The sequence below is a fragment of the Streptomyces sp. AM25 genome (assembly GCF_058146165.1).
Map to the genome: position 1 here is coordinate 1 of NZ_JBKIWN010000055.1, position 15162 is coordinate 15162.

Below are 15162 nucleotides of genomic sequence, written 5' to 3' on the forward strand. Positions count from 1 at the left end.
CAACCTCCGGTCTCTGGACGCACAATGGAACAGGATCGAGCACCGGCTGTTCTCCCACATCACGATGAACTGGCGAGGCAGGCCGCTGACCAGCCACGACGTCATCGTGAACAGTAGCGCCGCGGCCACCACCCGCACTGGACTGACTGTCCGTGCCGAGCTCGACAGCGCCGAGTACGAGACCGGTGTCCGCATCAGCGACGGACAGATGCGTGCTCTTCCCCTCGACCGCCACACCTGGCACGGGGAGTGGAACTACACCGTGCGTGCCGAGGCCCACTGCCGGGACGGCGTCCCTTCCGTCCCGCCGCAGGACCTGCCCGGCCCCGGCCGGGCATGGCTGGTGCATCCCGCCCTGACCGGGATGCACCACGATCAGTGGGAACACCTGGTCACCGAGTTGCAAGCGGCCCGGGAAGCCCAGCGGGAGGAAGACCTCCTCAAACGGCGCGGCGGTGAACGGTAGAAAGTCCCCTCGGCCGGCCTCTACACCGGGCGGCGGCCCGGCCTCACCCTGACCGACTGGCTCCTGGCCGCCGTCCTCTACCTGCGGCTGAGACTGCCCCAGGTTGCCATCGCCCAGCTCTTCGCCGTCACCCCGGTCACCATCAACCGCGTCATCAGCAAGACCCGGAAACTCCTCGACCAGACAGGACACGCCATCACTCCCGCCGCCGAACGCATCACGACCCTGGACGACCTCCACGACCTCGCCGCCAAGAACGGCATCACACCCAACCCAGGGGCCAAATCAGCGAGTTATTGATCGGCAAGCCCTAACTACCCGGCCTTGGGTGAAGGCCCGACGATTCTCCGCCCCAACGTGAGCACACCGGAAGACCGTCACACCAGCACTTTGACCGGCAACCTCAAGATGGCGAAGGCTCAGTGAAGAAAGGGGTTGACGTCGTGCCAGACGCCCGCGAAGCAGGGGCTCGCCGGGGAGAGCAGCCTGTCTTCACGGGCGTCCGGTTGCGCACCGCATGGGCACACACGCACCACTCGGACCTCGGGCGAGCGAGGGCAGTTCACCCACCGGGACACCGAGTTGATCGGTCTGTATCCCCTCCGCGGTGCACTTCCCACAGCGTTCCACGCTCACTGTGGCCAGCTCACGGTCCGAACGATGATGGTTGACGACAGAGGTTCGGTTTTCCGGCCTCCTCGTTCAGGGCGAGAGAGGCTCGGTGACCGGAAGGCCGGAAGGCGCAGGGCGGTCGACGTCGTCCCGGCGCGGGCTGGACGGCGGCGGATTCGTGTCGGCACCGAGGAGGGCCATCTCCTCCTGACCGCCGCGCGCGGCAAGGTCGTTCACCGCCAGATTGAAGCGTTCGTGGGATGGCGGATTCTCCGGCCCGAGCAGGTACCCACGGATGCGCTCACGTGCGGTACGCAGCGTGTCCTGCTCGGGGGCGAACAGGATGTCCAGCAGGCGGCGCACCGTGTGCACACCGGGCTCCAGGAGGTAGGCGGCGCCGGCCACGGTGTTCTTCCGGCGGAAGTCCGCCTCGCTCAGGTCCGTGGTGTTGACCAGTGCGTAGGGCTTCAGGCTGGCGACGAAGTCCGACGAGACGCTGGAGATGTCGCTGATGAGCAGGTCGGCCTGGTCGAAGCACTCGTGCAGGGTCGGCATCGGCCCTTGAACGACCTGGTTCTGCCACGGAGGGCGGGCCCCCCAGTGCGCGGCCTGCCACTGTTGCCGCAGTTCGTCCAGGCGCAGGAACAGGGTGGGATCGGTCACGGCGCTGTCCCGCGATTGCTGGGAGTCGTCGCCGCGCTGTGAGTTGAGCCGATTCTTCACGGCGGTCATCTGCCGCTTGATCCGGTCGGCCCGCAGGGCCAGTTCCCTGCGGCGTTGCCTGGTTCCGCGGTTCTCCTTCAACCGCGAGCGGGCTCGCCTTCCGTTGCTCTTCTCGATCATGCGGACGATGCGGAGATGGGCTAGGCGAGCCTCCATCGACCGGATCCCGATGAACGGGTGCGGTTTGTAGATGACTCGTACCCGGCGCTTGCTGCTGAGCAGCTCGCGGACGATGTGTTCTCCCGAGGCGACGAGCGACGTGTTGCCCGGCTCGTCCGTCCAGCCTTCCCAGGTGGGTGCGTAGAGCACGGTTGGGACGGCAGCGCGAGCTGCTCGGGGGGCCGCGCTCTGTACGCGGTCCAGCTGAGGGCGTCCGACTTCGACGATGTCCTTGTCCTCGACGCCTACGGAGGCGGTCGCGTAGCGGTCCCGACCGGCAGCGCCGGCGACCCACACCTCGTCGTAGACCTTGCTGTACGGGTTGACGCTGGCGATCTTGTCGCTGTCGCCGTGTCCGATGAAGACGTGCTTCATGGTGGGTACGCGCAGCAAGTGGATGTTCTTGCCGACGTTGGACGGATAGAGCGCCACTTGGACACTGGACAGGTCCATGTTCATGAGGTGCACCGCGTCGGGCACACAGATGACCGGCAGTCGTGTGGGCTCGAGCAGCTTGACGAGGTAGCGCTCGCGGAGAACGACCAGAACCCTTGTGTCGAGGTTTTCCAGCGTCTCGAGCCACATGTTGATCTGGTAGGCGGATTCGCGGGATCCACTGAAATACAGGACCACCTGTGGGCGGTAGTTCAGCAGCCAGATGTCGATGTTCTGCATGACGCGCTGAGGGCTCGGAAAGCCGAAGGCGCTGACCGTGAAGGGGATGAGGGCGAGGAGTGTGGCCACGGAAATGCCCACGGCTGACACCAGAGCAGTGACGAGCCAGCCCCCTTCGTCGGTGAGTATCGCGGCCAACAGGCCAATCGAGACCAATAGTTCGAGGTGGAGCAGTCGCTGACCGGGCCACCCGATGAGGAGTCGGGGCGGCGAGTTCGGTATGCGCAAGCGGCCGAAGCCGATGTTCCGAGTGGTCACGGGCATGGCCCGGTGCCGGCGGATCGTCGCGCACATGGACGAGAACAGTGCCTGGGCGATCAGAAGAAAGGGGGCAAGCGCGACCATCTGGCGATGCTCGGCATTGATGAGCAGGTCGCTCTCGCCGAGCAGCAGCAGGAGCAGGGTGAACCTGAGCAGTGCGCGAATCGTGACGCCGGCCCGCAACTGGCCGAGCCGGCGCATGAACTGGGGTTCGGTTCGGTGCAGGTAGAGGTCGACCGCGTAGCTTGCCAGGCTCGCTGCGACGAAGGGCGTGACATTGACAGTCAGGGTGGCGCCGAGCATGGCCGCCAGTGTGGCGGCGAGCGCCAGGCCGGCCAGCAGCCCGCGAATGCGCTGCACGCCGGTGCGCCGCTTGACCCGCAGCATGCGTTTGCCGTGTTTGCTGGTGACTATCAATGTGTTCCTCGGGGTGGGGCCTGGGTGCTTCGCATGCCTCCAGGTATGACTCGATGTCTGCCGACGACAGGATGGCGGAGCGTCCGGGTCATCGGACGATGCGGCGGGTAGCGAGAATGCGCTGCTGCCAGACGGTGAGCGAGGCGACCCGCACCACGTCGCCGGTCCTCGGCGAGCGGAGCACAAGACCGTGGTCGATGAACATGCCGACGTGCTCCGGGACTTCGGGCGTCCCGGTCGTGAAGAGCAGATCGCCTGGCCTGAGCATCTGGGAGTCCGCTGATTCGACCTCGTTGATCTGGGTGTACGTGGTGCGTGACAAGGACACTCCGGCCATGGCGTGCGCCTGCTGCCTGCGCGAGGAACAGTCACACCGTGCCATGGGCTTGGGCCTGTGTGCCTCGGTGCATGTGCCGCCCCACTGGTAGGGGCTGCCGAGCTGCCTCAACGCCCAGCGGATCGCGGACTGCGCCTGAGGGGACGCATCGGCCGGGATCTCGTAGCCCTCAGGCAGTGCGTCGGCCGACGCCGGGGACAGGTCGGCCTGGTCGTCCGGGGCCTGAAGTCTCGCCTGGCGCGTGGACTCGTTCTTCGCTGGACCGACTGTGTCGAAGCAGACCTGCCGGACGGTCTGGACGGCCCCGGAGTAGCCGTTGCCTGGGTCGGCGTACCCCGTACCGTGCTCGGTACACACGCCCGCCTCGTGCCGTGTGTCTTCGGTGGTGGCCTGCGCGGGTGAGGCGGTCACGAGCGGCATTAGCACGGCGGCACCGACGGCGGTCATAGACGGCAGCGATGCTCCCGATAGGTGACGGCGGGACGGGCAAAGCAGCATGGGGGCTTTCTTTCGGGGTGCGGTGCACAGAGCGGGATCTGCGGCTCGAGTAGGGCCGATGCGCCGGATCCGGTATCCGCGCCGCTTATGTGCGCGGCAGGCCGGTGGGACAGTGGGGTGACCGGGCGAGCCCAGTGGCCGCCGGCGGGCCGATCGTGAAGGTCATGGTCGAGGGTTCCGAGTCCCCTTCGCTGTTGCTCGCGACAAACCGCAGCACATGCACTCCGTCCGTCCGGACCGGTGAGCTGTCGCCACAGGCCGTGAGACACCATGAGAACGTCCCGTCTTCGCCGACGAAGCTGTCACCGAGCCGTGTATCGCCCGAGTAGACGGTCACCAGGACGGCGCTGGGCGCCGTGCCGTCCACCGTCGGCCCCGAGTCCGGGTGCGGGGCAGGCCGGAGTGCAACGGCTGGCGGTGCCGGGATCTCGGCGCGTTCCTCGAACACCGGCTTCCCATCGGTGACGACATACGTATCCCCACGCCGCTGCCCCACCACGGAGATGCGGACGGTCTGCGGCCTGCCCTCGGAAGCCCCGTTCAATGCGATGCAAAAGCCTCGACTTCCATCGGGCATGACCCGATTGGGGCGAACCATGTACTCCGAGGAATTGTTCACCGTGACCCGTATCTCCTTGGCGTTCGTAACGTCGCCGCTCACAAGCCCGCTGATGGAAGCCCCCGTTGCCTGACGGACGGAGACCTTCATGCGACGTGCCTGGTGGTCCATCGAGGCCAGATGGGCCTCCATCTCGGCGACCAGACCGCTGACTCGATGCGCGAACCGCTGGGCATCCCTGTTGACTGCGGATGCCATTTGTGCATGATGCCGGTATTCCGCGAGCGCCCGTTCGAAGGAGCGGCGAGGATCCGCACCGACGACGGTCGCATTCGGCCTTCGACTGCGAAGAATCCATTCCTTGTACGACTTGGTCTTGTAATGGTGGAGCAGCACCCGGCCAGGCTGTGTCTGTTTGAGCAGACGCACGTCATTGAGATTCCAATCGGCCACCTTCAGGGAATTGTCGAGGTAGACGCCGCTGTGCAACATGAGGAGATGGCAGCCCGCGGCCCGCTCGATGCGGGACGGCTTGAACAGCGTCTTTCCCACCAGTTCCGGATTCGGCGCGCAGGACGTGAACCTCTCTGTCACCGGAGTCTCTGGGCTGCCGTCCAAGTCGTCACCTGGCCCGAATGTCAGCCAGGGAATCGCGACAGCACCTGCGTCGGGGGCGGCTGCATCGATTTCGTCCAGGAGGCCGAGCAGGGTGCCATTCGCCGGGACGATGAACTCGTCCAGGTCGCAGATGAGTACCCACTCGTACTGCCAGGAATGTTCGTTGATGAAATTCCGGTATGCCTGGCGCTGCGGATCTGCATCTCCCAGCCGCGGCCAGTGGATCCGCTTGATGTAGCCCGCATTGTCGAGGGCGGCCAGGGCTTCGGAGGTGCCGTCGGTGCTCACGTTGTCGTAGACGAAGATGTCGCTGACACCATGAGATCGGTAGAAGGCTATCCATTCCAGGATGTAAGGCGCTTCGTTATATGCGATCGCGCATACGGCAATGCGCCTTGCAGGGGTATACATAACGTATCCTCGATGTGGTTTTCTCGGGGCTCGGTCCGTATGTGTGTCTGTATACGTCCCTGGCTCAGCGGTGCACCCGCCACAGCCGTGTGGCCTGGTCGTGGTGCATCTTCAGGCCCAGCTTTCCCGAGCGGCCGTTGCGTTCCACCAGCATCTTCCACGGCCGCCCGCCGCAGGCGGAAGCGAGCGGGGCTGCCGGAACCTGGAATGCCAGTACCGGATTTCCAGGCCCAGGAGCAGGTCTGACGGCAGCCGGAATGCGGATCGGCTCGGAGCCGTCCGACTCCAGGACGATGGCGAGATCGACGGCATCGTGGACGGGTGCCATGACGACGGGTATTTCCACAGTCAGGAGGCTGCCGTCGTTGGCGATCCATATCTGTTCCGGTTTGCGCACCGCACGGTTCAGCGGACCGAACTCTCCATTGATCGATATGCTCAGATTGTTGTACGGCGTCGTCCAGTACGGATTGACGAAAGCGCACCGCTTTCCTGTGAAAGCGGGCATCCGCTCGCCTTCGACGGAATCGGTGCGCAGGGAACCCAGGCGTCGTACGGTGGTCCACCCGCAGCTGTCCATGCGGACAAATGCATCCCAGATACCGGTCAGGGGTTTCCCGTGGTTCCCGGTCTCGGCTTGCACCGTGAAATAAGACTCACACCGGAGGCCGACGAGCTTCTTGTCTGCCTGCGTCGCATGCGGCACCCACACCAGTCGTTGCACTGTGGGAGTGAGGACCTCGCTCCCTTCGTCGCGGCGTCGCAGAAGCCCGCGAATTCGGCTCTTCGGCAGTTCTGCCGTGACGTCGGCCGCGGCCGACGCACCTGGGACGGTTGCCAGGTGTGCCGGAAGGTGCCAGCGGTGTCCTTTCTCCGTCTCCTCGAACAGCACCGGAGTGGTGCCGCCGGCCGCGACATCGGTCACGAGCGTCGTGCTGATGCGGACGCGCAACTCGTCGCCGTGCCACTCGAGTCCTTCAAGGCGGGGCTCGTGCGTGGTGCCCGCCTCGGCCTCGGCGAAGTCCTCCAGGTACGCCCGCTCGCCGTGGCGTACCAGCGCCGCCGCAACCCGCTTGACGGTCGGCAATTGCTGGTCCACCTCTTCGGGGATGCACTGGACGGTGAGAGCGTGGATCTCGTTGAACAGCAAATCGCGATAGTCGTCCGGGTGCTTGAGGAAGCCCTTCCCCAGCAGCTGGCCCAGCACCTTTCCGGAAAACCAGTGGGCAATGAACTTGTTTTGCGCAGGGCCGGGCTCGATGTATTCGCTGAGGATATTGATGACCGTGCGAACGCTGTGGAGGTAATCTTTCGGGTTGATTTCTCCGTATGAGATATTATGGTTTCCGGATGTGTGTCGAACCCAGTGGTAGCAGGTGTAGTCGTGCACCGTCGCCACTTTTCCGGCGAGGAAATATGCACGCAGCATGAACATGTGATCCTCCAGGCGAACCCTGCCTTCGGGAAAGCGGATCCCATGCTTCGTGATCAAACTCTTTCGGAAAAGTTTGTGCACCGTCATGCTGGAGAGCAGCACGCCGTCCTTCCGGATGTGCCCGTGAGACATCGGCGAATCGAAGAGGACGCGTGGAGCGGTCCTTCCGTGACCGGCCACACGACCAGCGACGATATCGGCACCTGTTTCCTCGGCCCGTTCATACAGGAGTTCAAGGGCCTGGGGAGCCAGCCAGTCGTCATCGTCCACGAAATGAATGTATTTGCCGCGTGCGGCCTCGATGCCCACATTTCGAGGTCTGCCGGGCCAGCCGGAGTTGGCTATGCGGATGAGCCTGAAGTTCGGATCACCCGAGAGGTATGTTTCCAGCAGTTGTGCGGTGTCGTCCGTCGAACCGTCATCCACATAGATGACCTCGAAGTCGGTGCGTGCCAGGGTCTGCTCCCGAAACGAGTCGAGGCCTTTCAGGACGGTGGCGCCGGTGTTGTGGACTGGCACCACGACTGTGACTGCAATGCTCATGGGGACCTCTCGCGGGCAGCGACAGCGGTGGCTGGGGCAGGAGCGCGGACAGCCGGTTGGTGCATGCGCTCGGGGGAGTGGAGGGTGATGCCGACACGTGGCGAAGGCAGACCCTCATCATGAGCGCCGGTTGCTGCGCGCAGGGGTGACGTAAGTGGAGAGTGGAGTAGACGAAAGTAAGCGCTCACCCGTGAAAGGCGACACGTACTCTTCGCGTGGCGAGGGATGGAGGCGGGCGCCCACGGGGCGAGGGCCGGCGTCACTGTCGATCTGTAACCGTCGGTACCACCACTCAGGCTGCTGCCGAAGCCAACCACATCTCGGAATGCCGATCAGGAACAAGTAGTACCTGCATCCGATGCTGGTGTGCCAAGAGAAAACAGGTTGTCGACTTTCGGACCCCCTCATCCGCTACGGCGCGCCCGACCATGAGACCAGTCAGGTCTCGACGGATTGTGGCTCACTCCGACCGGGGCCGCCGTTATCAGATTGTGAATTTCTCCATGCATCAGAGACAGGGTCGCCGGAGCGCCGTGCGCAAGGCTGTCATCCCCGCTGCGGGGCTGGGCACCCGCTTTCTTCCGGCGACAAAGGCAACGCCCAAGGAAATGCTGCCGGTCGTCGACAAGCCCGCGATCCAGTACGTCGTGGAAGAAGCCGCCGGCGCTGGCCTGTTGGACGTCCTGATGGTCACCGGCCGCAACAAGCGCCCCCTTGAAGACCACTTCGACCGCAACTACGAGCTGGAAGAGGTCCTGCGGCGCAAGGGGGATGAGCCGCGGCTCGCGCGCGTCGAGGAGTCAAGCGAACTCGCCAGCATTCATTACGTCCGCCAAGGCGACCCGAAGGGCCTGGGCCATGCGGTGCTGTGCGCGGCCCCGCATGTGGGAGACCAGCCGTTCGCCGTTCTGCTGGGCGACGACCTCATCGACCCGCGAGACCCCCTGCTGGAACGCATGATCGCGGTACGGGAGCAATGGGGCGGGTCGGTCGTCGCCCTCATGGAGGTCGAGCCTTCCCAGATCCACTTGTACGGCTGCGCGGCCGCACTTCCCTCCGCGGAGTCGGATGTCGTGCGGATCTCCAGGCTGGTCGAGAAGCCGGACGCGCCGTCGGCGCCGAGCACTCTGGCGGTCATCGGTCGCTACGTCCTCGACCCGGCGGTCTTCGAGGTGCTGCGCGACACGCCGCCTGGCCGCGGTGGCGAGATCCAGCTCACCGACGCCTTGCAGGTCCTCGCCGCAGATCCGTCCCGGGGCGGCCCCGTACATGGTGTGGTCTTCAGCGGGCGCCGATACGACACGGGCGACCGGGGTGACTACCTTCGCGCCACGGTCCGGCTGGCATGCGAACGCCAGGACTTGGGCCCGGACTTCCGGGCCTGGCTCCACCATTACGTCACACACGAGATGGCACCCACCGATGGTGTCCCGCCGGGTGGTGTAGCGGGGATCTCGGGATAGCCCCTGGTCATGAGACGGCCATCGCGCAACTCTCCAAGTGGAGAATCTCGTTGAAGCGAGAGACACGCGATGACCTTGCCCCAGCATGACCTGATCCGCTGGATGGCGTCACTACGTGTGGCGGATGGAACCGAGTTCCGGCCCTGTCGATGCCGCCAGTCATCGGTGCGGATGTCAACTTTCGTCGGGCACCGAGCACTGTGCGGCCCCGTAGCGTGGGTATTCGTTGTGGTCACTGCGCACGAAACGCCGTCCCCGGCCACCTCATAGGCGGGGACGGCCCACTTGGTCGACTGGCATGCATCCTGCGAGGTTGAAAGTTGTCATCCCGGATACCACGACTGTTCATAGCCGGGGACTCCGTTCCCGTCCATCGATCCGTCGGATTCGCCCCGGCCGTCGGCTGGGGGCAGGTCCTTCAGATCTTTCTCGACCGAGATCGGGTATCGGTGGTCAACTGTGCCCGTGGAGCGTCGAGTTCGAGGAGTTTTTACGATCGGGGGCGCTTCGAGTGGATTCTCGACGAGCTGCGTGCCGGGGACTACGTGCTGCTCTCACACGGGCGCAATGACACAAAGGCCGAGGAGGGTGTGGGAACTGCGGCGTTCGGGGCGTATGTGGACTACATGCGTACCTATATCAGCTGTACCCGCCTCAAAGGGGCACATCCGATTTTCGTCGAATCCACCGAGTCGGGTGACTTTGACTCGCACGGCAACCACCTCTCCTGGCTCGGTGAACATCCGGCGGCACTACGAGAGTTGGCAGAGGAGGCGTTCGTTCCTGTTGTCGACCTACGCAGACAGTCCCTGAACTGGTGGGATGGCATGGATGCCGCCGCGCTGCGGCGTACCTTCATGATTCTCGGCCCGCAGGAGGCGTCCCCGCCGCTGGCCCAGGGGAGGGGGGATACCCTCCACTTCAGGGCGCCGGGTGCAGTAAACTGTGCTCGATTCATTGTCAGTTCGCTCATTCGGCAGGGGATCATCCCGCAGGACTGGGCCACCGGTCTTGACCGCACGGAATTCGACGTGAGCGAGATAGGCTGGCTCAGTCATCAAGAGGTCGAGCGGCGGCAGAACCACCGGAGGCGGAGTGTGTCCCCCCGCCCTCTGGGATACGCCCCTTCCGCCGCGCTTGACGTTCCTGTCGGAGCTCTGGTCGTGTCCGCAGTTTGCACCGACCCGGACCGACCGGAGGTGAGGACTGCCGCCAAGCTCTGGAGCAGTGTGGCCATGGACCAGATGACCCCTTCGGGTGGCGATCTCGTCCTGGAGCTGCATCTGTCGGCAGCCCGGGAGGTGAGCCGTGCCGAGGCGGTCTTCCACAGCCGGTCGGTCAGCAGTGCCCTCACCGTCGTCTCCGCAGAGTGCCGGGGCGACGTACTTCGTCCCGACCCGTCGGGTGGCTACCGGATCACCTGCGCAGGGAACGAGTCGGTCGCCGCGACGCTGCGGGCCCGAGTCACCGACTTTCCCGGAGTCCGCGTGGCCTTTCCCCAGGTGTCCACCGGGTTCACGTCGAGCCGCCGCCCTGGTGGACTGCGCAGCACCGCGCGTACCGGCGAGTGGCTGCGGCTCGGCACCAGACCGGCGCCCGGAAAGCGGATCGTCACCTGGCCCGGAGCGAAGGGGACGGTGTCGCTGAGGGAAGGTCTACCCGCCGGGAGCCGTGTGGTCTCCTTCTCGCCGCCGTTCCACGGGACGGCCAGGGTCACCGCCGAAGGGGACCTCCTGTACCGCCCGGAACCGGGGTTCACGGGCTACGACCTGGTCATGTACCGCGTGGAGGACGCCTCCGGGACAGTGTTTTCCGCCCCGGTGACGGTGATCGTGGCAGACTCCGAAACAGCGGCCGGCGCATCCGGACGACCCGCGCCGCGGGACGAGCCCCCGGTCGTGCAGCCCTGGCGGGACATCCAGCTGCGCGGCGAGATCCCCGGAATGCCCGCCGAGCCTGTGCTGCGCCCGCCAGTCATCACGTCACCCACGTCCGGTGCTCTGGCACAGGGACGAATGCTGCGGGGCACAGCCGATACATCGAGCACGTTGGTCGAGGTGTCGGTCGACGGGGCGATCCACTCCAATGTCACGATCGACAGCGAGGGAAACTGGGAGTGGTCTCCGGGAGAGTGGTACACGCCCGGCCGCTATGAGCTGTCCGTGCGCTCGCTCAGCCTCGAAGGCCCCTCTGACCCCACCATCGTTGGTCTGTCAGTCGACCCGTCTCTGATCGTGCCGGCCGAGGGGGACGCCACCGGTCAACGGCCCAGGATCTTCGGCATGGCCTACCCGGGCGCCCGCAGGGTGCGCATACTCGTGGACGGCAATGAGCTGGCCCAGGTGCCGGCTGACCCCCACGGACGCTGGTGGCACACCCCCGCCGAACCGATCGCCCTGGGTTGCCACACCATCACCTGTGAATTCACCGCCCCGTCGGGGGAGCTGAGCACACGGTCCGCCGCCGTCACCGTCTGTGAAGAACCGATGAGTCCGGTCATCAGGAAGCCGATCGAGGCCGCCGCGTACAGCGAACTGCCCCGTATCGAGGGGGTGGCGCCGGGCGGGGCCACCCGCGTCACCCTCCACATGGACGGTCGCCACTACAGCACGGTCGCCGTCCGGCAAGATGGTCGCTGGTGGCTGAACCGTCGGCCCGCCGACACCGCGTCCGGCGACTCGGCCTCATGCCCGCCAGGCACCCACCGCCTCCAGGCCACTTCTCACTGGGAGGGCCAGGCATCGAGGCCGACCGAGGTGTTCTTCGCCATCAAGCCCTGCTCCGCCCACCTATGAGGAGACCCGAGGACAGCGCGGCCTGGCCCGGGCGGCCAAGGGCCACGGCAGACAGAGAGTCCAGGCGCTTCTTGTACAGAGGGCTCCGTATCTGAAAGTCGGCCGGCGTGTCAACCATTGACGGGGTTTCCGGGTGCGAGGTGAACCTAACGTTGCTCAGGCGACGGCGATGCGCACGCCCGGACAACCACCCAGGCAACACCGTCAGCGAAGCACGGTGCAGTGGGCCCGAGCTGCTGAGCCGACACCGCCTCAGGTCAACACCTCCGGGTCATCCGTTCCGGCGAGTGATGTACCACCGATTCGGAGTTTGAAGGAATGAAGTTCACAAGGTCGAGTCGACCGCGGATCTATATCGCCGGCGATTCACTGGCCGTGACCCGGTCGAGCAGCTACCTGCCCATGGCGGGCTGGGGCCAGATGCTCCCCCTCTTCCTGGACGCCAAGGTCGGCGTAGTCAACTGTGCACGAGGTAGAGCCAGTTCCAAGAGCTTCTACGACAGGGGACGCCTGGAGTGGATTCTGCGCGATCTGCGGGCCGGTGACTACGTGCTGATCTCGTTCGGCCGCATCGACACCCGGACAACGCCCGGCATGCACACCGCCCCCTTCGGCAGCTACCAGGACTACCTGCGGACCTACGTCGACGCGGTGCGGCTCAAGCAGGCCCATCCGGTGCTGGTCACGCCGTACGAGGCGCGGCACCTCGACGCGCACGGTAACAACAAGCGGACCCTTGGCGCCTACCCCGTTGCCATGGCGGAGGTGGCACGGGAGAGCTTCACCCCGCTCATCGACCTGTACACGCAGAGCCTCGTCTGGTGGGAGGAGCTCGGACCGCGGGGCTCGGAGGCAGTGTTCGTACACCGGACCGCCGACGAGGAGCCCCTCGCGACCATGAGCCGCAAGGACAACACCCACCTGCGCGCCGCTGGTGCGCTGGAATGCGCTCGCTTCATCGCCCGCTCGCTGCATCAGCAGCAGATCGTGCCCTCTGCCTGGATCAGGGACCTCGACCGACAGCGGTTCTCGCTGGCCGAGATGGGCTGGACGGACCACGACACGTACGCGGACCGTGTGAGGTCGAGGACCGCGGAGCCCGCAGTGCGGCCACTCGGCTACCTGAGATCCGACCAGTATGTATGGCGAGAGGAGAGCGGGCCGCACCTGCTCGTCGTCGCCCGCGCTGCCGAGCGCGATTCCCCCGGCAACAACGTCACCGTCGAGCTCTCCAGCGACCTGCACCCTCGGCGCACCTTGCGTCCCGGTGCCGCCGTGCGGCTGGAACTCACGGTGAAGCCGGGTGACGAAGCACGGGAGGCCACGGGCTACCTGGACACGCGGCCCTTCCGGGACATCGCGGAAGTGATCGCTGTCGAGGGCGCGGAGTACGCCCGGGACGAGGGTGTGTATCGGGTCCGCGGTAACGAGCGGAAGCAGGTCCGGGCCACGTTCGACGTCCGGATTCACGACGATCCTGCCCGACGTGTTCTGGAACCCGGCATCAGCGCCGGCATCCATCCCGTCGACGACGGGCAGGAACTGCGTTCAGCGCTGCTCGGCCACCACCGGTTCCGGATTGCTGAGACGGAGTTGCCACCCCTTCGGCTGGCCCTGCCAAACGGCCCCGAGTCCCTCGTCGATCTGCTGGCCAACGCTCCGATCGGTGCCCGTGTGACTGCGGTGACGGCACCGCGCAGGGGGAGGTTGCGTCTGGGTACGGCGGGTAGGGCGGTCTATGCCCCGCGCCCGCGGTCCACCGGATACGACTTCTTCACCTGTGAGGTCGAGCTGCCTTCGGGCCGCCGCAACGAGATCCCGGTCTGGGTGTACGTGGGCGGCCTTGGGCCCGCTCCCGGTGTGATGCCATCGAGCGGCACGGCTACGGACGAGACCGCTCCGCTCGCAGGGTGGAACACATGCGTGTTCACCGGTGAGTTTCCCTGGCCCGAGGCCCGTCTGATGCTCGACGCACCCGTCATCACCCAACCCCGGCGCGGGAGCGAGGCGGGGACACACCCCTTGATCGTCGGGACCGCTCCCGTCGGCGAGACCCGCGTCGTGCTCACGGTCGACGGAAGCGAATATGCCACGGTGTCGGTCAACGCGAAGGGAGAATGGTGGTGTCACGCTCCGCGTGCCTGGCCCGACGGGGGCCATGTCGTGAGTGCGGTCGTGTTCGGCCCCCGGGGGACATCGGTTCCGGGTGAGACCGCCTTCCGAGTGCGGGGCGCGGATGTGACGGCGATAACTCCCCAACTCCTCGCACCCCGTGACGGTGCCACGGTGCCGACCCGTGTCAAGTTCGAGGGAACGGTGCCAACAGAGATGGGGATCTCCAAGGTTGAGCTGCAGATCGAAGGCGAGACGAAGCCGTTCCGTGCACTGACGGTGAACGGCACGGGCCGTTGGTGGACGTCCGACTCGTCTCTCATCGCATGGAAGCCCGGTTCCTACACCGTGCTCGTCACAGGGCTTGCGGCTTCGGGTGAGCGGACCGCCCCGCGCCACGTTTCCTTCACGGTCGGGTAACCCAGGCATCCGACGAACCGAGCGAGGCCGTTTCCCTGGGCGGGGAACTTCAGGGTCGCCGGAAGCAGACCTTCGGCCGGCACACTTTGACTTCGGCGCTATGGCCGACGATCCGGTGTCCTGCGCCGAAGTTCCGCCACCGTGCATCCCCGGCACAGCTGAGTTCATTTGGTGGACATTCGTGCAATGCGTCCGCCAAGGAATGCAAGAAAAAGACCATTCGCGCCATAATCGCCGATGATCAGACGATTGCCAGGGTAGGGTTGAAGTTTCTCATCGATCCTTCAACGGATCGAAGCGGTGACCGGAGCAGGTGACGGTGCGGAGGTCGTTGCCCGGACCAAATCGCATAACCCCGATCTCATCCTGATGGAGCTCAGGATGCCGCGAATCGACGGCCATGAATCCGCCATCCAGATCATGCGTCTCGACAGCCTGCCCAGGGCAAGGATCCTGACCACCTATCAGATTGTTGACCGGGCCATTGGCATGCTGGAGTCCGGGCGTCGGGTGAGCTGCGCGGATCCTCGCCCGATGGCACGCCTCAGGAAGGCGGCTGGCGGTAGCTGCCGATTCGATCGCTCGTGCAGACCAGCTGTGAAGTCACTCAGCGGAAGATCCCTCAAGGGGCCAGGGCGATTGCAAAGTTCGTTGATCG

The 15162-nt window shown here is 65.5% G+C and carries 8 protein-coding genes and 1 pseudogene; 5 read left to right on the forward strand and 4 right to left on the reverse strand.

Features of this window, described 5'->3' with window-relative positions:
- Nucleotides 1-766 (forward strand): annotated as a pseudogene (locus ACLHRZ_RS34980) (ISAzo13-like element transposase-related protein); the annotation flags it as partial.
- 402 nt (nucleotides 767-1168) lie between these two features.
- Here the strand turns inward: ACLHRZ_RS34980 and ACLHRZ_RS34985 are convergent.
- The 4 genes from ACLHRZ_RS34985 to ACLHRZ_RS35000 form a co-directional block, all read right to left on the reverse strand.
- A complete protein-coding gene (locus ACLHRZ_RS34985; RefSeq protein ID WP_490422659.1) occupies nucleotides 1169-3283 on the reverse strand; it encodes a hypothetical protein in 2115 nt (704 codons plus the stop codon).
- 118 nt (nucleotides 3284-3401) lie between these two features.
- Nucleotides 3402-4061 carry a C40 family peptidase gene (locus tag ACLHRZ_RS34990; protein ID WP_490422660.1) on the reverse strand — a complete coding sequence of 220 codons (660 nt, stop codon included), beginning with the start codon at nucleotides 4059-4061 and terminating at the stop codon, nucleotides 3402-3404.
- Between the two features lie 172 nt (nucleotides 4062-4233).
- Nucleotides 4234-5736 carry a glycosyltransferase family 2 protein gene (locus ACLHRZ_RS34995; protein WP_490422661.1) on the reverse strand — a complete coding sequence of 501 codons (1503 nt, stop codon included), beginning with the start codon at nucleotides 5734-5736 and terminating at the stop codon, nucleotides 4234-4236.
- A 64-nt stretch (nucleotides 5737-5800) separates the two neighbouring features.
- Nucleotides 5801-7714: a glycosyltransferase family 2 protein gene (locus tag ACLHRZ_RS35000; RefSeq protein WP_490422662.1), complete on the reverse strand. Its 1914-nt coding sequence runs from the start codon at nucleotides 7712-7714 to the stop codon at nucleotides 5801-5803.
- 503 nt (nucleotides 7715-8217) lie between these two features.
- Between ACLHRZ_RS35000 and ACLHRZ_RS35005 the strand changes: the two genes are divergently transcribed.
- From ACLHRZ_RS35005 to ACLHRZ_RS35020, 4 genes are all read left to right on the forward strand, one after another.
- Nucleotides 8218-9177 (forward strand): UTP--glucose-1-phosphate uridylyltransferase, encoded by a 960-nt coding sequence (locus tag ACLHRZ_RS35005; RefSeq protein ID WP_490422663.1) that lies wholly within the window; start codon nucleotides 8218-8220, stop codon nucleotides 9175-9177.
- Between the two features lie 320 nt (nucleotides 9178-9497).
- Entirely contained in the window at nucleotides 9498-11972 is a 2475-nt protein-coding gene (locus ACLHRZ_RS35010) for an Ig-like domain-containing protein (RefSeq protein WP_490422664.1), read from the forward strand.
- Between the two features lie 375 nt (nucleotides 11973-12347).
- Nucleotides 12348-14504 carry a rhamnogalacturonan acetylesterase gene (locus ACLHRZ_RS35015; protein WP_490422665.1) on the forward strand — a complete coding sequence of 719 codons (2157 nt, stop codon included), beginning with the start codon at nucleotides 12348-12350 and terminating at the stop codon, nucleotides 14502-14504.
- A 300-nt stretch (nucleotides 14505-14804) separates the two neighbouring features.
- Nucleotides 14805-15162 (forward strand): response regulator (locus ACLHRZ_RS35020; RefSeq protein WP_490422666.1); only part of this gene is annotated, 358 nt, incomplete at its 3' end.

Bases quoted from the DNA above. Each gene is read 5' to 3' on its own strand.
- ACLHRZ_RS35005 (WP_490422663.1), top strand. From the start codon at position 8,218: ATGCATCAGAGACAGGGTCGCCGGAGCGCCGTGCGCAAGGCTGTCATC.
- ACLHRZ_RS34985 (WP_490422659.1), bottom strand. From the start codon at position 3,283: ATGCTGCGGGTCAAGCGGCGCACCGGCGTGCAGCGCATTCGCGGGCTG.
- ACLHRZ_RS35000 (WP_490422662.1), bottom strand. From the start codon at position 7,714: ATGAGCATTGCAGTCACAGTCGTGGTGCCAGTCCACAACACCGGCGCC.
- ACLHRZ_RS34995 (WP_490422661.1), bottom strand. From the start codon at position 5,736: ATGTATACCCCTGCAAGGCGCATTGCCGTATGCGCGATCGCATATAAC.